Raw genomic sequence first — 22,548 nt, 5'->3', positions numbered from 1 at the left:
CGTGGTCGGCGTGCTCCGGCGGGCGGATCGTGCGCGGTTGGTATGACCCAGATGAGATCTCCCTTTTGCGGCCGGAGCTGGCTAGCGTCCCCGTCAACCACCCGACACCTCATCCCCTCAGCAGCCCAGGAGGCAACGGATGGCACGGAAACCTGCCCTCTTCGCGGCGGCGGCGGTCACACTGACCACGACCGTCATCGCCGCTCTGACCATGACACCCGCCACGGCCCAGACCTCGAAGGGCAACGTCCTCGACGGCGCCCAGGTCTCCGCCGCCGACAACGTCGCGCCCGACATGCTCAGCGCGATGGCCCGCGACCTGCGGATCAGCCCCGACCAGGCCCGCCAGCGGCTCGCCCGCGAGCACACCGCCGCCAGGGCGGAGTCCGCGATGCGGGCCACGTTCGGCGACGCGTTCGGGGGTGCGTGGCTCAACGGCGACGCCACCACCCTCACCGTCGGCGTCACCGACGCCCGCCAGGCCACCCTCGTCCGCGCCGCCGGCGCCACCCCGAAGACCGTGGCGCGCACCGAGGCGCAGCTCAACGCGGTCCAGGCCCGGCTCGACGCCGCGTCCGCCAAGGCGCCGAAGACCGTGCCCGGCTGGTACGTGGACATCGCCACCAACTCCGTCGTCGTGTCCACGAAGGCCGGCGCGGCCGACGCCGCCCGCGCGTTCGTCGCCGCCGCCGGGGTGGACGTGAAGTCCGTCCGGATCGAGAACTCCACCGAGGAACCGCGCCCCCTGATCGACGTGATCGGCGGCAACGCGTACTACATCGGCTCCGGTTCGCGGTGTTCCGTCGGCTTCTCCGTCACCGGCGGCTTCGTCACCGCCGGGCACTGCGGCACCACCGGCGCGTCGACCACCCAGCCCAGCGGCACCTTCCGGGGCTCCACGTTCCCCGGCCGCGACTACGCGTGGGTGCAGGTCGCGGCCGGCAACACGCCGCGCGCGCAGGTCAACCGGTACCCGGGCACCGTCACGGTCAACGGCTCCACCGAGGCGGCCGTCGGCGCGTCCGTCTGCCGGTCCGGCTCCACCACGGGCTGGCACTGCGGCACGATCCAGCAGAAGAACACCTCGGTGACGTACCCGCAGGGCACGGTCAGCGGCGTGACCCGGACCAACGCGTGCGCCGAGCCCGGCGACTCCGGCGGCTCGTGGCTCGCCAACGACCAGGCCCAGGGCGTCACCTCGGGCGGCTCGGGCAACTGCTCCTCCGGCGGCACCATGTACTTCCAGCCGGTCAACCCGATCCTGTCCGCCTACGGCCTGACCCTGCTCACGGGCGGCGGCGTCCCGCCGACCGTCCCGCCGACCACCGGACCGACCAACCCGCCGGGCGGCGGCACCTGGGCGGCCGGCAAGGCCTACGCGGCCGGCGCGACCGTGACCTACGGCGGCAGCCGCTACACCTGCCTGCAGGGCCACACGTCGATGGCCGGCTGGGAGCCCCCGAACGTCCCCGCACTGTGGCGGGTCGGCTAGGGGCGACAGACGCTCCGCGCCGGGTGAGGGCGTGACAGGCCCGCGCGCGGAGCCGGGGCGGCCGGCCTAGGAAACGGCCGCCCCGACAGGTGAGGAACCGCCCCCGTCCAGTTCGCTGGGCGGGGGCGGTGTCTGTTCCACGGCGCCCGATGTCGGATCCGACGTCGGGCGCCACCCGTCTGTCCGTGGGCCGGATGGTTGGATAGGGGACCCACGGATCTCTTGGAGCGAGGAGCAGGGAGATGGACACCGAACGCACCGCGCTGCCCGGCATCGGGTTTCGCCACGAGTTCACCACCACGCGGCACCGGCGGATCGGGGTGATCTCGCACCGCAGCGGACGGCGGGACCTGATCGTCTACGACAAGGAAGACCCCGACAGCGCGCTCGTCAGCGTCGAGCTGACCACCGACGAGGCCAACGGGCTCGCCGAACTGCTGGGCACCACCCGGGTCACCGAGCGGCTCGCGGAACTCCGCCGGCAGGTCGACGGCCTGGTCACGGCCCAGCTGGCGATCACGCCCGGCTCGCCGTACGAGGGGCGGACCCTGGGCGACACCCGGGCGCGCAGCCGGACGGGCGCCTCCGTCGTGGCCGTCGTGCGCGGTCACCAGGTCATCGCCAGCCCCACCCCGGACTTCGTCTTCGCCGACGACGACATCGTGGTCGTGGTCGGCACCGAGGAGGGCACCACGAGCGTGGCCGAGATCCTCACCAGCGGCTAGTCACCCCCGAGCGAAGGGACCCCTCGCGTGCACGGAAGCATCCTGCTGGTCGAACTCGGCGCCGTCATCCTCGGCCTGGGACTCCTCGGCGCCCTGTCGGTGCGCTTCTCCATCTCCCCGATCCCCCTCTACCTGCTCGCGGGCCTGGCGTTCGGCCAGGGCGGCGTGTTGCCGCTGGCCACAAGCAAGGTGTTCATCTCGGCCGGGGCCGAGATCGGCGTCATCCTGCTCCTGTTCACCCTCGGGCTGGAATACACCGCGAGCGAGCTCGTCGGCTCGCTGCGCAGTTCGGCCCCGTCCGGCCTGATCGACCTGGTGCTCAACGCGGCCCCGGGAGTCGCGGTCGCCCTCATCCTCGACTGGGGGCTGGTCGGGGCGGTGGCGATGGGTGGCGTCACGTACGTCACCTCGTCCGGGATCGCCGCGAAGGTGATGGGCGACCTGGGCTGGCTCGGCAACCGGGAGACGCCGGTCGTGCTGTCCCTGCTGGTGTTCGAGGACCTGGCCATGGCCCTGTACCTGCCGATCCTCACCGCCCTGCTCGCGGGTGTCGGCCTGCTCGGCGGCGCGGCCACCCTGGGCATCGCGGCCGTGACCATCACGGTCATCCTCATCATCGCGCTGCGCTACGGCCGGCACGTCGAACGCCTGGTCGCCTCGCCCAGCGACGAGGTGCTGCTCCTGAAGGTCCTCGGCCTGGTCCTCCTGGTCGCCGGGATCGCCCAGCACCTGCAGGTGTCCGCCGCCGTGGGCGCGTTCCTGGTCGGCATCGCGCTGTCCGGGCCGCTCGCGCACACCGCCCGGCAGATCCTCACCCCGCTGCGGGACCTGTTCGCCGCCGTGTTCTTCGTCTTCTTCGGACTCCAGACCGATCCGGCGGACCTGCCGCCGGTCGCCGGGATCGCCGCCGCCCTGGCGGTCGCGGGGATCGGGACGAAGATGCTCACCGGCTGGATCGCCGGCCGGCGCGCCGGAATCGCGTCCACCGGTCGGCTACGGGCCGGGGCGGCGCTGGTGCCCCGCGGCGAGTTCAACATCGTCATCGCCGGGTTGGCCGTGGCCGCCGGGGTGAACCCGCGCCTGGGGCCGCTGGCGGCCGCGTACGTGCTGATCCTCGCGGTGTGCGGGCCGCTGCTCGCGCGGGGGATCGAACCGCTCGCCCGGTACGTGCGGCGCAGGCGAGGCAGCCCGGCGGTCTGAGCGCCGGTGCCGGGTGACCGCCGCGCGCGGTGGCACCCGGGACCGGCGGGGCTCCGGGGTGCGCGCCCAGACGAGAGCCGCCAGGGCCGACACGAGTCCGGCGGCGCCGAACGCGACCGGGTAGCCGAACCGCTCGGCGAGGAGCCCGGACAGCACGGAGCCGGCGATCGTCCCGATGTCCCCGGTCATCTGGAACGCGGCGAGCACCGGCCCGCCCCGCGCGGCCCCGACGACGTCGCCGACGACCGCGCCCAACGGGGGAGTGACCATCCCGGAACCCAGCCCCGCGACGGCCGACAGGGCCACGACCAGCCACGGCGCGCCGGCGAACCCGGCGCCGGCGGTCGCGGCGGCACCCAGCCCCAGGCCGAGCACGAGGGGCGGTCGCCGGCCGCGCAGGTCCGCGAACGTGCCCGCCGCGAGCACCACGGACGCGTTGCCGGCCGCGAACGCGCTGAACGCGGCGGCCGCGAGCCCGGGGCCGCCGTGCACGACCTCCGTGACGAACAGCGGCAGCAGCGACATCCGCACCCCGAACGCCGCCCAGCCGTTGGCGAGGTTGCCGGCCAGCGCGGCCCGGTACGCCGGCCGGGTCCAGGCCTCGCGGGCCGCCATCGTCGCGTCCCCGGCCCGGGTGGGCGCGCCGAGCAGCGGGGAGTGGCGCAGCGCCCAGCCGACCCCGCAGGCCACGGCGGTGACGGCGGCCGCGTAGTACACGAAGGGGGCGGTGGGGTCGATCGTGAGGAGCAGGCCGCCGACGAGCGGGCCGCAGATGTTGCCGAGCAGGAAACTCGTCGCCCAGGTGCCCGACGCGCGGCCGCGCAGCGGTTCCGGGGTGATCCGGATCAGGAGCGCCGCCGCCGCGACGGTGAACATGGTGGACCCGACGCCGCCGAGGGCGCGCAGGACCAGGAGCTGCCAGTACTCGCCGGCCAGCACGTAGCCGCCGGTGGAGCCCGCCACGAGCAGCAGGCCGCCGGTGTACAGCGGCCGCTCGCCGAACCGGGCGACGAGCCGACCGCTGGCCGGCGCGAACGCGAGCCGCAGCACGGCGAACGCGCTGACCGCGACGGTCACGGCGGTGACCCCGACGCCGAAGCTCCGGGCGAAGCCGGGCAGCGCGGGGGCGACGACGCCGAAGCCGACGGCGATGACGAAGCTCGCCGCGACGAGGACCCAGACCTCGCGGGGGAGTCCGCGCGGGGTCACCGGGCGACCGCCTCCCGCAGCAGCTCCTGGGCCTCCCCGGTCCGCAGAAACCCCGCGAGGAACGCGCCGAACTCCGCCCGGCCGCCGTCGGGCACGTGCTCGGCCACCCACGCGCCCAACCCGGCCCCGACCCCCAGCACGTCCCGGTCGGCGGTCTCCCGCAGGTACCGCACGGTGTCGGGCACCGGCCGGAACCCGCGCCCCGCGAACTGCGCCGCCCGCAGCGAGGTCCGGAAGTCCACGGCCAGCTTGCGCGGGTCCGACACGATCCGCAGCCTTCTGTTCCGCACGTCGGCGACGCTACCCGGCACGGGTTCGACGATCCGGCCCAGGGCGCAGTCGTAGTACAGGGCGTTGACGGTGAAGTCGCGCATCCGGGCGTCGGCGCGCAGGCCGCGCCCGGGGCGGAAGACCGTGTCCGCGAGCGGCGCGCCGGTCAGCGCGTCCGGGGACCGCAGGAAGCTGATGTCCAGGCAGCCCTGGTCGCCCCAGCGGAGCAGCCCGAACCCGTCGACCCGCTGCCACACCGCGTCCACGGCGAACGCGGCCCGCAGCACGCCCTCGGTGTGCGCCACGGGCCGGTCGACGTAGAGGTCCACGTCGCGGGCGGGGTCCCCGGTCAGCCAGTCGCGCGGCGGACCGCCGGCCACGAAGACCCGCGCCCCGCCGGCCCGCAACGCGGAGACCACGTCACCCACCAGGACGACCCCGTGACGGGTACGACACACCGCCCGCCCGAAACACTCCCGCACCCGTTCGGGGTCCACCGCGTGCGCGGGGTGACCGTCCACTCAGCCCGCCCCGACGGTGTCCGGCGCGTACAGCCAGCGCCGGGCGTCCTCGTCCAGCGGCTTGTCGGCCGCGTCGAGCGCCTCGCGCCAGCCGTCCGGGGTGTGTCCCCGCCGGCCCAGGTCCCGGGCCATCCGCACGATCCGGGCGGTGCGCGGCGCGCGCAGGTCCTCGTACCGGCGCAGGGCCGCCGCCGGGTCGGGCGCCCCGGCCAGCACGTCGGCCAGGGTGACCGCGTCCTCCAGGGCCTGGCAGCAGCCCTGGCCGAGGTTCGGCGTCATCGGATGCGCGGCGTCGCCGAGCAGGGTGACCCGGCCGCGGCCCCACCGGTCGAGCGGTTCGCGGTCGGTGATCGGGGTCCGGAACACCGCGCCGGGGTCGGTGCCCGCGAGCAGGGCCGGCACGGGCGCGGCCCAGTCCCGGTGCCGGGCGCGCAGCCCGGGCAGCGGATCCGGCTCGGCGTCGGCGTCGTACGGCTGGACCTGGGTCGCGTACCAGTACGTCTCCGTGGCGCTGATCGGCACGAACCCGAACCGGCACGACGGTCCCCAGTAGACGCCGATCTCGTCCGCGCCGAGGCCCGGCGGGGTGGGGCAGACCGCCCGCCAGATCGTGTACCCGGCGTAGTCGGGCTCCGCCGGCCCGTGCAGCCGGGCCCGGACGGTCGAGTGCAGCCCGTCGGCCCCGACCAGCACGTCCCCGCGCAGCCGGGTGCCGTCGTCGAGCCGGACGGTCACCCCGTCGGCGGTCTCGGCGACGTCGGCGACGGCCGCCCCGAGCCGCACCACCCCGGCCGGTACCGCCGCGAGCAGCGCCGCCTGGAGCCGCCCCCGGTGCACGCCCACGCACGGCGACCCGTACTCGGCCGCGAGCCGGTCCAGCGGGTCCGCGGACAGCAGGTCCCCGCGCCAGGTGCGGATCCCGGCCCGGGCGATCACGGACCCGCGCGCGGCGACCGCGTCGGCGACGCCCAGCCGGTCCAGCGCGCGCATCCCGTTGATCTGGATCGTGATCCCCGCGCCGAGCTCGCGGATCCCGTCGGCGCGTTCCACGACGGTGACGTCGAGCCCGCGCCGGGTGAGGGCCACGGCGGCGGCGAGCCCGCCGATGCCGCCGCCGGCGACGATGACCCGCCGGGCGGGGGTGTTCGGGACGTTCATGTGCTGACTCCGCATTCCGTGTGCAGGATCCCGGCCAGGGCGGCCATGTCGCGCGCCGTGGCGAAACACCCCGCTCCGGACAGGGCTTCGGCCTGGCGGCCAGGCTCCTCGTGGGTACCGGTGAAGCCGACGACGCGCATCCCGGCCTCCCGGGCCGCCACGGCCCCGGTGACGCTGTCCTCGACGGCCACACAGGACCGGGGGTGCTCGCCGAGCCGGGCGGCGGCGGCCAGGAACAGGTCGGGGGCGGGCTTGCCCCGGGTGGCGTCCTCGCGGGCCACGATCCGGTCGGCGGCGAACAGGGCGCCCAGGCCGACGCTGTGCAGGGCGGCCGTGACCCGGCGGCCGGGCGCGTTGGACACCACGCAGACCGGGACCAGGACCCGCTTGAGCAGCGCGAACACCCCGGGCACGGCGGACAGCTCCCATTCCAGGGCGGCCAGGGCCCGGTCGGTGACGGCGCGGGCGAACCCGGCCGGCAGCGCCACCTGGAACTGTTCGCGCACCTCGGCGCCGATCTCGGTGAAGGCCCGGCCCCGGAACCGGGCGGCGGTCTCCCGGGCGGTCAGGGTCACGCCGTGCGCCCGCAGCTCGCGCCGGAGCACGGCCTCCATGAACGGCTCGCTGTCGACGAGCACGCCGTCGCAGTCCACGAGTACCGCCGTGGTCGGTGGTGGATTTCCGGTCACCCGTTCGCCGTTCTCCCGTATCCGTGCCGCCCCTCCGGCGCACCGTCGATAGTGGAAACTCGCACGGAATGGCCGCGCCGACAATGCCGAGAGATCTAGAACACCGGTCCCTGAGACGGTATTGAGACTCCTCCTTAGGGGTGATCCATGAGAATTCCCCGATTCCACCTGGCGGAGTCGTGAGCGCCATTCGCGAATAGTGGGTGGGTGGCGGTGGAGTGCCCTGAGCTGCGGAATCACTCCGGATCGGCGGCTGGTGCCGCGCGCCGTGTCCGCGCGGGGCGATGCAGTCAGCCGTGGGCCGGGCCGCGTGTTCCGTCGTTCCGCCATCGCGGTGGCGGAAAGGGGTTCGGGGTGGCCGCCCGGGTAATCGCGGGAAAGGCCGGAGTGCCGCGCGGATCAGCCCGGGAGGCCTCGACCGGTCCCCGTCGGCGACCGGTCGGGTCCCGGGGTCGTTCGCCCATGTCGGACATGGCCGTCATCGGATTCCGGAACCGTTCGTGATCCTGGTCGCATCCCTTTACCTAAGCCGGACATGTGCTTAGGTTAGCCTAAGCAAACTTCGAGGCCCTTGCCTCGCACCCCACGCTGCCCGGGAGGTACCCCGTGTCCAACCCCTTCGACGACCCGGCGGGGACGTTCCTCGTCCTCGTCAACGACGAGGGCCAGCACTCCCTGTGGCCGGAGTTCGCGGCCGTGCCCGCCGGCTGGACGGTCGCGCAGGCCGCCGCCACCCGGCAGGAGAGCCTCGACTACGTGGAGAGGCACTGGACCGACCTGCGGCCGCTGAGCCTCGTGGCCGACATGGACGCCCACGCCTGACCCGCCCGGCCCCGACCGTGCCTCGGGCCCCCGCCCGTGGCGCGGTTCCGCCCGCCCCGGCCCTGTACTGACGTCCCGTGGAGTCGAAGATGCGCAACGTTGACCGTGTTCTGCCGCTGACCAGCGCCCAGGCCGGGGTGTGGTTCGCCCAGCGGATGGACCCCGCCAGTCCCGCGTACAACACCGCGACCTGTGTCGACATCGACGGGCCGGTCGACCGGGCGCTGTTCGGCCGGGCGGTGCGGGCCATGCTGGGCGAGGCGGAGGCGTTGCGCGCCCGGTTCGAGGTCGACGGCTCCGACGGCGTCCGGCAACGGATCACCGACGACGCCGTCGAGGACGTCGCGCACGTCGACCTGGCCGGCGAGCCGGACCCGTGGCGGGCGGCCCGGGACCGGATCGACGCCGACCTGCTCCGGCCCGTGGACCTCGCGCGGGGCCCGGTCTCCGCGCACGTCCTCTTCGAACTCGACCCCGAACACTTCGTCTGGTACTTCCGGTGCCACCACATCGCCCTCGACGCGTACACGTTCGCGCTGCTCGCCCGCCGGGTCGCCGACGTGTACACCGCGCTGGTCCGGGGCGGGGAGCCGCAGGCCGCCCCGTTCGCCGCGCTGGAGACCCTGGTCGCCGAGGACGCCGCCTACGCGGACTCCGCGCGGCACGCCGAGGACCGCGCCTTCTGGGCGGAACGGCTCGCGGACCTGCCCACCGTCGCGAGCCTCACCGACCGGGTCGCGCCGCCCGCCCCGACGTTCCTGCGGCGCACCGGCACCGTGCCCGCGCCCGTGGCCGCCGCGCTGGCCGCCGTCGGGAAGGCCGCCGGGGCCACCCGGGTCGAGGCCCTGCTGGCCGCCGGCGCCGTGTACCTGCACCGGATGACCGGGGCGGACGACCTCGTCCTCGGCCTGCCCGTGATGAACCGGCTCGGGTCGGCCGCCATCCGGGTACCCGTCACCGCCGTGAACGTCATCCCGCTGCGGATCGCCGTGCGCGCCGACGAGCCGCTGGCCGCGCTGGTCGGCCGGGTCGCCGCCGAACTGCGCGCCGTGCGCCGGCACAGCCGGTACCGGGGCGAGGACATCCGCCGCGACCTGCGGCTGCTCGGCGAGGGCCGCCGGCTCGTCGGCCCGTGGGTGAACATCAAGCCGTTCGCCGACGAGCTGACGTTCGCGGGCGCCGCCGGGACCAGGGTCGACGTGTCCGCCGGCCCCGTGGACGACCTCACGGTCACCTTCGACGAGCGGTCCCCGGGCACCCTCGACCTCGTCGTGGACGCCAACCCCGCGCTGTACACCGCCGCCGAGGTCGAGGCGCACGTCGCCCGGCTCGTCGGCGTCCTGGAGTCGTTCACCGTCGCCGACACGGTCACCGGGCTCGACGTCCTGACCGGGGCCGAACGCGCCGCCCTCGCCGCCGACAACGCCACCGCCCGGGAACTCCCCGACGCGGACCTCGTCGACCTCGTCCTGGACCAGGCCCGCCGCACCCCCGACGCGGTCGCGGTCCTGGCCGACGGTGTCTCCCTGACGTACGCCGAACTCGACGCGCGCTCCGGGCGCCTCGCCCGGCGGCTGCGCGACCGGGGCGTCGGGCCCGAGCGGATCGTCGCCGTGTGCCTGCCCCGGACCGTGGACCTGCCGGTCGCGCTGCTCGCGGTGCTGCGGACCGGGGCCGCGTACCTGCCGCTGGACCCGGACTTCCCCGCCGAACGGCTCGCGCACATGCTCGCCGACGCGGGCCCGACGCTGGTGCTGACCGCCGGGGCCGAGCTCCGGGACCTGGTGGCCGACGCCCTGCCGGCGACCGGGCCGACGCTGCTCGACGGGGCCGTCCTGGACCTGGCGGAGGCCGCCGATGGCGCCTGGCCGGACGCCCCGCTACCCGTCGGGAGCTCCGGCCCGGTCGTGCTGGACGGCCGGACGGACATGGAACCGATCAGCGCGAACGGCGGGACCAGCGCGCAGCCGGACCCGGCCACCGGCTCCCACGCGCCCGACTCCGCCGCCTACGTCCTCTACACCTCCGGCTCCACCGGCCGGCCCAAGGGCGTCGTCGTCACCCGGCGCAACCTGCTCAACTTCCTGCTCGCGATGGACGCCGAGTTCGCGCTGACCCCCGCCGACCGGCTGCTCGCCGTGACCACGGTCAGCTTCGACATCTCGGGCCTGGAGCTGTACCTGCCGTGGCTGTCCGGGGCCTCCGTGGTCCTCGCGCCCCGGAGCGTCGTCCAGGAGCCCGAACTGCTCGCCCGGCTGGTCGCCGGGTCCGGCGCGACCGTCGCGCAGGCCACCCCGACCCTGTGGCGCGCCGTGCACGCGGCCGGGGGCGTGCACCCCGGACTGCGGGTCCTCGTCGGCGGCGAGGCCCTGCCGGCGGACCTCGCGACCGCCCTGACCGCCGACGCGGCCGAGGTCACCAACCTGTACGGGCCGACCGAGACCACCGTCTGGTCCACCGCGCACCGGCTCACGCCCGGGGACGAGGGCGCCCCGCCGATCGGTCGGCCGGTGTGGAACACCCAGGTGCACGTCCTGGACGCCCGGCTGCGGCCCGTCCCGCCCGGCGTCGTCGGCGAGGTCTACCTCGGCGGCACGGGCGTCACCCGGGGCTACCTGGGCCGCCCCGGCCTGACCGCCGAACGCTTCGTCGCCGACCCGTTCGCGGTGGGCACCGGCCAGGCGACCTCCGACCAGGCCACGGCTGGCGAGGCGACCTCCGAGCAGACCTCGGCTGGCGAGGCGTCCTCGGGCCTGGCCGCCCCGGGCCAGGCGTCCTCGGGCCACGCCCCCTTCGGCGGGGACGTTCCCGTGCCCGGGGCCCGGATGTACCGCACCGGGGACCTCGGCGTGCGCGACCTCGACGGCGCGCTGCGGATCGTCGGCCGCTCCGACCAGCAGGTCAAGATCCGGGGCTTCCGGATCGAACCCGGCGAGATCGAGGCCGCCCTCGCCACCCACCCGGCCGTCGCGCTCGCCGCCGTCGCCGTGCACCCCGACCACCGGGGCGAACCCCGGCTCGTCGGCTACGTCACCCCCGCCGACGGCGCCGCCCCCGAACCGGCCGACCTGCGCCGGCACGTGGGCCGCACCCTGCCCGAGTACATGGTCCCGGCCGCCGTCCTCGTCCTGCCCGCGCTGCCGACCACCCCGAACGGGAAACTCGACCGGGCCGCCCTGCCCGCCCCCGACCAGGCGGCCGCGACCCCCGCCGGCACCGCCCGGACCGCCGCCGAGGAGATCCTCGCCGGCATCGTCGCCGAGGTCCTCGGCCTCGACGCGGTCGGCGTCGACGACCACTTCTTCGACCTCGGCGGCCACTCGCTGCTCGCCGCCCGGGTGTGCTCCCGGGCCCGCGCGGCGCTCGGCGTGGAACTGGCCGTCCGGGACGTCTTCGACGCGCCGACCGTCGCCGGCCTCGCCCGCCGGCTCGACAACGCCACCGAGGCCCGCCCCGCGCTCACCGCCGCCGGACCCGTCGACCTGGCCCCGCTGTCGTACAACCAGCGGCAGATGTGGCTGCTGTCCACCCTGGAGGGGCCCGACCCGACCTACCACCTGCCGCTGGCCGTCACCCTCGACGGCGCGCTGGATGAGGCGGCGTTGCGCGCGGCGCTGGCCGACGTCGCCGACCGGCACGAGACGCTGCGGACGGTCGTGGTGGAGCGCGACGGGACCCCGTACCAGAAAATCGTGGATCTTCCGGTCTTCTTCGAGACCGTCGCGTGCGCCGAGGACGAGGTGGACGCGCTCGTCGCGGCGGCCGTGCGCCGGCCCTTCGACCTCGGCGCGGAGGGTCCGCTGCGCGCCCACCTGTTCGCCGTGGGCGAGCGCCGGCACGTCCTGCTCCTGGTCACCCACCACATCGCCGGCGACGAGTGGTCGCTGACCCCGCTGCTCGGCGACCTGGGCACCGCCTACGCGGCCCGGGTCGGCGGCGGCGCGCCCGGCTGGGAACCGCTGCCCGTCCGCTACACCGACTACGCCCGCTGGCACCGCGACCTGCTCGGCGACCCCGCCGACCCCGCCAGCGCCGCCGCCCGGCAGATCGGGCACTGGCGCACCGCCCTGGCCGGCGTACCCCGCGAACTGGTCCTGCCCGTCGACCGCCCCGGCACTGCCGGCGGACCGCACCACGGCGCCGTCGTGACCTTCGACGTGCCGGCCGCGCTGCACGCCGGCATCCGGGCCCTGGCCCGGCACACCGGATCCACCGGCTTCATGGTCGTGCAGGCCGCCGTCTCGGCGTTGCTGGCCCGGATGGGCGCGGGCGAGGACATCTGTCTGGGTACGCCGGTCGCCGGCCGCTCCGACGAGAACCTCGACCACCTCGTGGGGTACTTCGTCAACACGCTCGTCCTGCGCGCCGACGTGTCGGGCGACCCCACGTTCCGCCAGCTCGTGGAGCGGGTCCGGCAGTTCGACCTCGCCGCGTTCGCCCACCAGGACCTGCCGTTCGAACGGCTCGTCGACGCCCTGCGCCCCGAACGCGCCGCCGGCCGCAACCCGCTGTTCCAGGTCATGGTGTCCTACCAGAACCCGCTGCCCGCGCCGACCGGCTTCCCCGGACTCACTCTGGACAGCCGGCTGGTGGACACCGGCACCGCCAAGTTCGACCTCACCTTCGACGTCGCGGAGACCGCCGTCGGGATGGACGGGCTGCGTGGCGGCATCGAGTACCGCACCGACCTGTTCGACCGGGCCACCGTCGAGGCGCTCGCGGACCGGCTCGTCCGGCTGCTCGCCGCCGTCACCGCCGACCCGGACCTGCCCGTGTCCGGAGTGGACCTGCTGTCGGCCGACGAGCGGGCCCGACTCTCCGGGGGTTCCCGTGGGCCGGCGCTCACCCGGACGGAGAGCACCCTCGGGGCGCTGTTCGCGGAGCGGGTCGCCCTGGCCCCGGACGCGCCCGCGCTGGAGGCCGGCGACGTCACCCTCAGCTACGCCGAGCTGGACGCCGTCACGGCCCGGCTCGCCGAGGGGCTGCGCGGACGGGGCGTCGGTCCCGAGCGGGTGGTGGCGGTGCTGCTCGGGCGGGGGCCGCAGGCCGTGGTCGCGGCGCTGGCCGTGGCCCGGGCCGGTGGGGTGTTCCTGCCGCTCGACCCGGCGCATCCGGCGGCCCGGTTGACCGACATCCTGGCGGACGCGCGGCCCGCGCTGCTGCTCACGACGGGGGAGCACCGCGACCTGCTCGGGGCCGTGGCCAGCGCCGGTGCGGCCGTTGGTGGCGTGCTGGAGGACAGGTCCGGCCCCGATGCCGGTGTCGTGACCGGGGCCGTGACGGACGCCAGCGGCGCAACCGTCGCCGGGTCAGGGGGCGAATCCGGTTCCGGGGTCGGAACCGTGACCCGGGCCGGAGACGTTTCCACCGAGGGGGCCGGGGCGGTGGTGGAGTCCGTCCTCAGCGGAGTCGAGGTCGTGCTCCTCGACGGCTGGGCACTGGCCGAACCGCCCGTGGGTAACCCGGTTGCCGGCACCGTGCCCCTGCGCCCCGCGCACCCCGCCTACGTCATCTACACCTCCGGCTCCACCGGCCGGCCCAAGGGCGTCGTCGTGCCGCACGCCGGCCTCGCCGCGCTCGTCGAGTCCGTCGGGACGTCCTTCGGGGTCGGGCCCGGCGCCCGGTCCGCCCAGTTCGCGTCGCCGGCCGTGGACGTGTTCCTCAGCGAGCTGGCCATGTCGGTACTGTCCGGCGGCACCCTGGTCGTCGTACCCGAGGACCGGCGGTTCGGGGCCGACCTGACCACCTTCCTGGCCGAGCGCCGGATCACCCACGTCGACCTGCCGCCCGCGCTCCTGGCCGCCCTGCCGGCCGGATCCCTGCCGGCGGACACCACGATCGTCGTCGGCGGCGAGAAGGTCCCCGCGGACGTCGTCGCGACCTGGTCGGCGGACCGGCGCATGGTCAACGCCTACGGGCCGACCGAGGCCACCGTGACCGCCACCAGCTGGCGGTGCGCGCCGGGGACCGTGCTCATCGGCCGGCCGGACCCGGGGCGGACGGCGTACGTCCTCGACGACCGGCTGGGGCTGACCCTGCCCGGGGCGGTGGGGGAGCTGTACCTGGGTGGGGCCGGGCTCGCCCGGGGCTATCTGGGCCGGGCCGGGCAGACGGCGGAACGGTTCGTGGCGAATCCGTTCGCCGGGCGGCAAGGGTTGGAAGACGGCCGCGACGCTGGGCACAGCGGTGGCGGCCTGGGGCACGGCCACGACGTCGAGCACAGCGGCGGCCCGGGGCAGGGCCATGAGGGCTCGGCGCACGGCCGCACAGTCCTGGGTCACGGCCGCGACGGCCTGGCGGACGGCGGCGGCCTGGGGCGCGGATCCGACGGTCCGGGCAGTCGGCTCTACCGCACCGGTGACCTGGTGCGTTGGACCGCCGACGGCGAGCTGGAGTTCGTCGGCCGGGTCGACGGTCAGGTGCAGATCAGGGGTTTCCGGGTCGAGCTGGGCGAGATCGAGGCCGTCCTCGCCGGTCACCCCGCCGTGGGGCAGGCCGTCGTGTCGGCCCGCACGGAACCGACCCGCCTCGTCGCCTACGTCACGGCCCACGCCGGAGCGCCGGCCCGGGTCGGTGTCGAGGGTGGCGCTGCAGGCGCGGTGCATCCGGAGCGTGCCGCGACCCCCACCGACGCGGCCCGCACCCGGTCCGATACCTGCGTGCGGGACGGCGGGACCTCCCCGGACGATCGTGTCCCGGTCGCCGTGGTCGTCCTGCCGGAACCCGCCGAGCTGCGGACCTGGCTCGCGGGCCGGCTGCCCGAGCACATGGTGCCCGTAGCCGTCGTCGTGCTCGACCGCCTGCCGCTGAACGCCGCCGGGAAGGTCGACCACGCGGCCCTGCCGGCCCCGGACCTGTCGGCGGCCGTCACCGCCACCGCGCCCCGCACCCCCGACGAGCGGGTGCTCGCCGGCCTCTTCGCCGACGTGCTCGGCCTGCCCGCCGTCGGCGTCGAGGACGGGTTCTTCGCGCTCGGCGGCGACAGCATCATGTCCATCCAGCTCGTGTCCCGGGCCCGCGCTGCCGGCCTGCGGCTCACCCCGCGCCAGGTGTTCGAGCAGCGCACCGTCGCCGGGCTCGCCGCCGTCGCGGAGCGGGTCGACGGGGCGCCCGTGGTGGCGGAGTCCGGGGTCGGGGTCGCGCCCGAGACGCCGGTGATCGGCTGGCTGCGGGAACTCGACGGGCCGATCGACCGCTACAGCCAGTCGATGACGCTGCGCACCCCCGCAGGTCTGACCGGCGACGCGCTGTCCACGATCCTCCAGGCCCTCCTGGACCGCCACGACCTGCTCCGCGCGACCCTCCTCGAAGCCGAAGCCGAAGCCGAAGCCGAAGCCGGGGCCGAAGCCGGGGCCGGGGCCGAAGCTGGAACTGGAGCTGAGACCCGCGCCGGGGCTGGAGCTGAGACCCGCGCGGAAGCCAGAGTCGAGACCCGGGCCGAGGCCGGGGACCCAGCGGCTGCCAGTTCCGCGCGGCCCGTCGCCGCCGGGCCCGGACACCGCTGGAATCTCCGCGTCCCCGAGCCGGGCACCATCCCCGCGTCCGCAGTGCTGCGCACCCACCGCGCCACCTCCCCGGCGGACACGACCCCGGAGTCCCTGGCCGCACACGCCGAAGCCGCCGCCGACCGCCTCGACCCCGCCGCCGGCGTGATGCTCCAGGCCGTGTGGACCGACGCGGGCGACGCCCCCGGTGCCCTCGTCCTCGTCGTCCACCACCTGGTCGTCGACGGCGTCTCCTGGCGCATCCTGACGGAGGACCTGGCCGAGGCCTGGAACGCCGTCAGGACCGGAAACACCCCCAACCTCCCTTCGACGGGTACGCCGTTCCGCCGCTGGTCCGAGGCCCTCCCCGCAGCCGCCCACTCCCACGAGTCCGAGCTCCCCGCCTGGCGGGCCGTCTCGACCGACGCGCCACCTCTGTTCCGCCCCACACCGGCCGACAGCCAGACCGGCCAGACCCTCCAGGCCCAGACCGTGCAGGCCAAGGCAGGGCAGGCCCAGGCAGGGCAGGCCCAGACCGGGGACCAGAGCGCCCCCGTCCACGACCAGAGCCTGCCCACCCGGCCCCCGGCCACGTCCGCCCACCACCCGGCCCACCCGGCCGGCTCCCTGGCCCACCTCACAGTCGAGCTCGACCCGGCCCGCACGGCCCCCCTGCTCGCCACGGTCCCCGACCTGTTCCGCGCCACCGTCCAGGACGTGCTGCTGTCCGCGTTCGCGCGCGCCGTCGCCGCCCACACCGGGGTCGCCGACGTGCACCTCGGACTGGAGGGCCACGGCCGGGAGGAGCAGCTCGTACCCGGCGCGGACCTGTCGCGCGCGGTCGGCTGGTTCACCACGGAGTACCCGGTGCGGCTGCGTCCCGGGACCGACGACCCCGGCACGGCGCTCAAGCGGGTCAAGGAGCAGCTCCGGGCGTTCCCCGACGCCGGGGCCGGCCACGGCCTGCTCCGCCGGCTGCACCCGACGGCGGGCCCGGTGCTCGCGGCGCTGCCCGAGCCGGAGGTGCTGTTCAACTACCTGGGCCGGTTCGCCGCCGGGCAGGAGGCCGGCGACTGGCAGCCGGTCGGGCCGCTGACCACGATGTTCGACCCCGCGATGCCGGTCCGGCACACGCTGTCGGTCAACGCGGCGGTCGCGGACGGGCCGGCCGGTCCGGTGCTGTCCGCCCGGTTCGACTTCCCGCCGGGCGTGCTCGCCGAGGCGGACGCGCGCCGGCTCGCCGAGTCCTGGCTGACCGAACTGGCCGCCCTCGCGGAGCACGCCGCCCGGCCCGGTGCGGGCGGGCTGACCCCGTCGGACGTGCCGCTCGTCGCCGTCGACCAGGCGGGAATCGACGCGCTGGAGGCCGCGTACCCGTCGATGGTCGATCTCTGGCCCCTCGCCCCGTTGCAGGCGGGCCTGCGCTACCTGTCCACCTACGACACCCACGGCCCCGACCAGCACCGGACCGACCCCGCCGCGCCGGCCGTCGGCACGACGGCTTCGGGCACCGTTCCCGCAGCAGGGTCACCCTCCGGCACCGCGTCAGTGTCGCTGTCCGGGACAGCGCCGGAATCCGTCGAAGGCACTCCGACGCCTGCCCACGCCAAGACGGCGACCGGATCACACCCGGACCCGCTCGGGGACTTGCCCCTGTCCGGCACGGCGGATGACGTGGACGTCTACGCCGTGCAGCAGGTCTTCGAGCTCGGCGGCCCGGTCGACCCGACCCGGCTCCGCGCCGCCCTCGCCGCGCTCCTCCGCCGGCACCCCAACCTCCGGGCCGCGTTCACGGAACTCCCCGACGGTCGCCCGGTCCAGGTCGTCCCGGCCGAGGTGGAGGTCCCCTTCGCGGAGGTCGACCTGTCGGCGGCCCCGGACCGGCTCACCGCCCTGCTGGACTCCGAGCGCGCCCGCCGCTTCGACCTCACCGCCCCGCCCCTGCTGCGCGTGGTCCTCGTCCACCTGGGCGGCGACACCAGCCGCCTGGTGATCACCCAGCACCACCTGCTGATGGACGGCTGGTCGGGCCCGCTGGCGATGCGGGACCTGTTCGCCCTGTACGCGGACGGCGGCGAGGACCTGCCCCGGGTCCGCCCGTACCGGGACTTCCTGGCCTGGCTGTCCACCCAGGACACCGACGCGGCCCGGACGGCCTGGCGTGCGGCGCTCGCCGACCTGGAGCCGGCGCCCCCGGTGACCGCCGGGCCCGCCGCCCTGCCCGGGGTCGTGGAACTGGAGGTCCCCGGGTCCCTGGTCGCCGACCTGGCCCGGACGGGCCGCGAGCTCGGCGTCACCCTGAACACCGTCGTGCAGGGCGCGTGGTCGGTGCTGCTGTGCCGGCTCACCGGCCGCGCGGACGTCGTGTTCGGCACCACGGTCTCGGGCCGCCCGCCGCAGCTGGCCGGCTCGGAGGACATGGTCGGGCTCCTGATCAACACGGTGCCGGTCCGGGTGCGGTTGGACGCGGCGGAGAGCTGGGCGGACACGCTGCGCCGGGTGCAGTCCGAGCAGGCCGCGCTGATCGAGCACCAGCACCTGGGGCTGGGCGACATCCAGCGTGAGGCGGGCGGGGGCGAGCTCTTCGACACGCTCGTGGTGTTCGAGAGCTACCCGCTCGACGAGGACGCGCTGGGCGCGGCGGCCGCCGCCGGTGGGCTGACCGTGGCCGGGGGCATCCCGCAGGACGCGACGCACTACCCGCTCAGCCTGGTCGTGGTGCCCGGCGAGCGGCTGCTGCTGCGGCTGGAGCACCGGGTGGACCGGTACCCGGCGGAGGAGGCTCTGGGGCTTCTGGCGCGGCTGGTGGCCGTGCTCGCGCGGGCGACGGCGGATCCGGGGCGCGCGGTGGGGCAACTGGACGCGCTGGTCGGCGACGAACTGCACCGCCTGACCGCCGACTGGAACGCCACCGACCTGCCGACCCTGCCCGGCACGGTGTCCGACGTGTTCGCCGCGCAGGCCAGGTCGACCCCGCAAGAGACAGCTTTCGTGTACCGGGACGAGCGGCTCACCTTCGCCGCCCTGCACGCCCGGGTCGAGGCCCTCGCCGACCGGCTGGCCGCGCACGGGGCCGGCCCGGAGCGGATCGTCGCCGTGCTGCTGCCCCGCTCGGTGGACCCCGTCGTGGCCTGGCTGGCGGTGCTGGCCTCCGGGGCGGCGTACCTGCCGGTCGACGCGGGGTATCCGGCCGACCGGATCGCGTTCATGCTCGCCGACGCCGCGCCGGCCGTGGTGCTGACGACCTCCGACCTGTGCCCCGACGGCGTGCCGGCGCTGCTGCTGGACGTCCCGGACACCGCCCCGCCGCGCCCGGCCGTCGCGGTCACCCCGCGCACCGCCGCCGCCGTCATCTACACCTCCGGCTCCACCGGCCGCCCCAAGGGCGTCGTGGTCGAACACGGCGGCATGCTGAACCTGTACGCCCACCAGCGCGCCGAGGCCTACGAGAACGCCGGCGGCGGTCGTCGGATGCGGGCCGCCCTGACCGCGAGCCTCGCGTTCGACACCTCCTGGGAGGGGGTGCTGTGGCTGCTCGCGGGCCACGAACTGCACCTGGTGGACGACGACGTCCGCCGCGACCCGGCCCGGCTGGCCGGCTACGTGGCCGAGCACCGGATCGACGTCCTCGACGTCACCCCGACCCTGGGCACCCTGCTCGTCGCCGAGGGGCTGCTCGACGGCTCCCGGGGGCACGTGCCGGCCGTGCTGCTGCTCGGCGGCGAGGCCACCGGGCCGGCCCTGTGGTCGGCGGTCCGGGACGCGCCCGGCGTGACCGGCATCAACCTGTACGGGCCCACCGAGTGCTCCGTGGACACGATGCAGGCCCGGCTGTCCGACAGCGACGCCCCGCTGATCGGCCGCCCCCTTGCGAACACCCGGGCGTACGTCCTCGACCGGCACCTGCGACCCACCCCGCCCGGCGTGCCCGGGGAGCTGTACCTGGCCGGCGCGGCGCTCGGCCGGGGCTACCTGGGCCGGCCCGGGCTGACCGCCGAACGGTTCGTCGCGGACCCGTACGGCGCGCCCGGCACCCGGATGTACCGGACCGGCGACGCGGTGGCGTGGACGGCCACGGGCGAGATGGCGTACCTGGGCCGGGTCGACGACCAGGTCAAGATCCGGGGCTTCCGGGTCGAACCGGGCGAGATCGAGGCCGCGCTGACGGCCCACCCCGATGTCACCCAGGCGGCGGTCGTGGCCCTGCCGGACCGGCACGGCGCGCTCCGGCTGGTCGGGTACACCGTGCCGGCCGTCGACCGCGACGTCCTGCGCGCGCACCTGCTGCGCACCCTGCCGGAACACATGGTCCCCTCGGCGTTCGTGGGCCTGGCCGCCCTGCCGACCACCCCGAACGGCAAACTCGACCGGGCCGCGCTCCCGGCCCCCGACGCCTCCGCGCTCCCGGCCGGCCGCGCGCCGCGCACCCCCGCCGAGGAGATCCTGTGCGGACTCTTCGCGGACGTGCTGGGCCTGGCGGCCGTCGGCGCGGACGAGGACTTCTTCGCCCTCGGCGGGCACTCCCTGCTCGCCGGGGCGCTCGTCAGCCGGGTCCGGTCCGCGTTCGGCGCGCACCTGGCCATCCGGGACCTGTTCGAGGCCCCGACCGTGGCGGCCCTGGCGCTGCGGCTCGACACGGCGGAGCGGGCCGCCGACCGGCCCGCGCTCGTGGCCGGGACCCGGCCCGAGGTGCTGCCGTTGTCCTTCGCCCAGCAGCGGCTCTGGTTCCACCACCGGCTGATGGGACCCGGCAACACCCTGAACGTGGCGTTCGCCCGCCGGTTGAGCGGGCCGCTGGACGTCGCCGCCCTGACGCTCGCCCTGGGCGACGTGCTCGACCGGCACGAGAGCCTGCGCACCGTGTTCCCGGAGGACGCCGGGGGCACCCCGTACCAGCGGATCCTGCCGGCGGGGGAGACCCGCGCGCCGCTCGCCCTGGTCGAGGGCGACGAGGCCGGGCTGCCCGACCTGCTCGCCGAGCTGACCGGGCACGCGTTCGCGCTGGAGGACGAGCTGCTGCTCCACCCGACCCTGGTGCGGCTCGGCGCCGACGAGCACCTGCTCGTGCTGCTCATGCACCACATCGTCACCGACGAGTGGTCCGAGGGCCGGCTGCTGGCCGACCTGACCGGGGCGTACGCGGCCCGGGTCGACGGGCACGCGCCGCAGTGGACCCCGCTCGCGGCCCAGTACGCCGACTACGCGCTCTGGCAGCGTGCCCTGCTCGGCGACCCGGCGGACCCGGCGAGCCCCGCGGCCCGGCAGACCGCGTACTGGCGGACCGCCCTCGACGGGCTCCCCGAGGAACTCGCCCTGCCCACCGACCGGCCCCGCCCGGCCACCCCGTCGTTCGCCGGCAGCGTCGTGACGTTCGACATCGACCCGGACACCCACGAGGGGCTGCGCCGGCTCGGCCGGTCCAGCGGGGCCAGCGGGTTCATGGTCGCCCAGGCGGCCGTGGCGGCGCTGCTGTCCCGGCTCGGCGCGGGGGTCGACATCCCGCTCGGTACCCCGATCGCCGGCCGGACCGACGAGGTCCTCGACCCGATGGTCGGTTTCTTCGTCAACACCCTGGTGCTGCGGACCGACGTGTCCGGCGACCCGACGGTGCGCGACCTGCTGGCCCGGGTCCGGGAGACCGACCTGGCCGCGTTCGCGCACCAGGACCTGCCGTTCGAACGGCTCGTCGACGCGCTGCGGCCCGAACGCTCCCTGGCCCGCAACCCGCTGTTCCAGGTCATGCTGTCCTACCAGCACCTGCCCGCCGAACAGCCCGACCTGGCCGGCGGACTCACCGGCGCGCCCGAACTCGTCGACACCGGGGCGACCCAGTTCGACCTGGTGCTGATCTTCATGGAGGGCGACGGGGCGCTGACCGTCACGCTGGAGTACTCCAGCGACCTGTTCGACCGGTCCTCGGTGGAACTGCTCGGTGAACGGCTCCGCGCGGCCCTGGCCCAGGTGGCCGCGAACCCGGACCTGCGGGTCGGCGACCTTGAGGTCCTCACCGCCGTGGAGAAGGCCGGGATCGGCGGCGGCTGGCACGGCGAACGGTTCGACCTGCCCGCCGTCACCCTGCCGGCGGCCGTGGAGGCCCAGGTCGCGCGGACCCCGGACGTCCTGGCCGTCGAGGACGGGGACCGCCGGGCCACGTACGCCGAGCTGAACGCGCGCGCCAACCGGCTCGCCCGGCTGCTCGTCGCACACGGCGTCGGCCCGGAGCGGGTCGTCATGGTCGTGCTGCCCCGGTCCCTGGACCTCGTCACGGCGGAGCTGGCGGTCAGCAAGGCCGGCGGCGCGTACCTGCCCGTCGAGCCCGGCCACCCGGAGCGCCGGCTGGCCCAGCTGGTCGAGTCGGCCCGCCCGGTGCTGGTCCTCACCAGCCGCGCCCTGGCCGCCCGGGCCCCGGAACTGCCCGTCGTGCTCGTGGACGACTGCGACCTGACCGGACTGTCGGCCGCCGACCTGACCGACGCCGACCGGCTGGCCCCGCTGCGGACCGCGCACCCGGCGTACGTCATCTACACGTCCGGCTCCACCGGCCAACCCAAGGGCGTGGTCGTCCCGCACGCCGGGCTCGCGGCCCTGACCAGCACGTTCACCCGGACCTTCGGGATCGGGCCGGGCAGTCGGCTGCCGCAGTTCTCCTCGCCCGGGTTCGACGTGACCGTGGTCGAACTGGTGTCGACCCTGCCCGTCGGCGCGACCCTGGTCGTCACGCCCGACGAGCAGCGGCTCGGCGCGGACTTCGCCGACTTCGTCAACGAGCGGGCCATCACGCACTTCGTGCTGCCCCCGGCCGCCCTGGGCGCGGTGCCCGAGGACCGGATCGACCCCGGCATCGTCGTCGTGGTCGGCGCGGACAAGTGCCCGCCCGACCTGATCCACCGCTGGTTGCGGAGGCCAGGGCGGCGGATGTTCAACGCGTACGGGCCGACCGAGGTGACCGTCAACTCCACCCTGTGGACCTGCCGGTCG

8 protein-coding genes and 1 pseudogene (1 of these 9 cut by a window edge) are annotated in these 22,548 nt (G+C 75.7%); 5 read left to right on the top strand and 4 right to left on the bottom strand.

Translation table 11 applies throughout. The features are described 5' to 3' along the window. Window positions 1–139: 139 nt before the first annotated feature. The 3 genes from AB0M43_RS09865 to AB0M43_RS09855 all read left to right on the top strand — a co-directional run bounded on the left by AB0M43_RS09865 (window position 140) and on the right by AB0M43_RS09855 (window position 3,417). Complete coding sequence (locus AB0M43_RS09865) at window positions 140–1,492, top strand: carbohydrate-binding protein (protein WP_363722893.1); 1,353 nt, start codon at window positions 140–142, stop codon at window positions 1,490–1,492. Between the two features lie 242 nt (window positions 1,493–1,734). Next, on the top strand, window positions 1,735–2,217 hold the full coding sequence (locus tag AB0M43_RS09860) for a cation:proton antiporter regulatory subunit (RefSeq protein WP_363722890.1): 483 nt from the start codon (window positions 1,735–1,737) through the stop codon (window positions 2,215–2,217). A gap of 27 nt (window positions 2,218–2,244) precedes the next feature. Continuing rightward, a complete protein-coding gene (locus AB0M43_RS09855) occupies window positions 2,245–3,417 on the top strand; it encodes a cation:proton antiporter (protein WP_363722888.1) in 1,173 nt (390 codons plus the stop codon). 18 nt (window positions 3,418–3,435) lie between these two features. Here the strand turns inward: AB0M43_RS09855 and AB0M43_RS09850 are convergent. The 4 genes and pseudogenes from AB0M43_RS09850 to AB0M43_RS09835 all read right to left on the bottom strand — a co-directional run. Continuing rightward, window positions 3,436–4,626: pseudogene (locus AB0M43_RS09850) on the bottom strand (MFS transporter); the annotation flags it as partial. Further along, a complete protein-coding gene (locus tag AB0M43_RS09845) occupies window positions 4,623–5,417 on the bottom strand; it encodes a hypothetical protein (RefSeq protein WP_363722886.1) in 795 nt (264 codons plus the stop codon). The gene AB0M43_RS09845 and the pseudogene AB0M43_RS09850, both read right to left, overlap by 4 nt. Continuing rightward, window positions 5,418–6,575, bottom strand: coding sequence for an FAD-dependent monooxygenase (locus AB0M43_RS09840; protein ID WP_363722884.1), 1,158 nt, complete (start codon window positions 6,573–6,575; stop codon window positions 5,418–5,420). It abuts the gene before it with no gap. Beyond that, window positions 6,572–7,264: an HAD family phosphatase gene (locus tag AB0M43_RS09835; RefSeq protein WP_363722882.1), complete on the bottom strand. Its 693-nt coding sequence runs from the start codon at window positions 7,262–7,264 to the stop codon at window positions 6,572–6,574. The genes AB0M43_RS09840 and AB0M43_RS09835 overlap by 4 nt, the downstream gene beginning before the upstream one ends. A 606-nt stretch (window positions 7,265–7,870) precedes the next feature. Here AB0M43_RS09835 and AB0M43_RS09830 point away from each other — a divergent pair. Both AB0M43_RS09830 and AB0M43_RS09825 read left to right on the top strand, forming a co-directional pair. Further along, window positions 7,871–8,086: an MbtH family protein gene (locus AB0M43_RS09830; protein WP_363722880.1), complete on the top strand. Its 216-nt coding sequence runs from the start codon at window positions 7,871–7,873 to the stop codon at window positions 8,084–8,086. Between the two features lie 89 nt (window positions 8,087–8,175). Continuing rightward, on the top strand, window positions 8,176–22,548 hold the 5' portion of the coding sequence (locus AB0M43_RS09825; RefSeq protein ID WP_363722879.1) for an amino acid adenylation domain-containing protein. It continues 2,265 nt past the right edge of the window; the window shows 14,373 of its 16,638 coding nt (coding positions 1–14,373); the start codon lies at window positions 8,176–8,178; its stop codon lies beyond the right edge, outside the window.

This window comes from Longispora sp. NPDC051575 (assembly GCF_040681875.1).
Classification (GTDB): domain Bacteria; phylum Actinomycetota; class Actinomycetes; order Mycobacteriales; family Micromonosporaceae; genus Longispora.
The sequence above is the reverse complement of the archived record's forward strand: the minus strand, read 5'-3'. Positions and strand labels throughout refer to the sequence as shown.

Excerpts from the sequence above, each read along its gene's own strand:
- AB0M43_RS09865 (WP_363722893.1), top strand. The coding sequence starts at position 140 with ATGGCACGGAAACCTGCCCTCTTCGCGGCGGCGGCGGTCACACTGACC.
- AB0M43_RS09860 (WP_363722890.1), top strand. The coding sequence starts at position 1,735 with ATGGACACCGAACGCACCGCGCTGCCCGGCATCGGGTTTCGCCACGAG.
- AB0M43_RS09840 (WP_363722884.1), bottom strand. The coding sequence starts at position 6,575 with ATGAACGTCCCGAACACCCCCGCCCGGCGGGTCATCGTCGCCGGCGGC.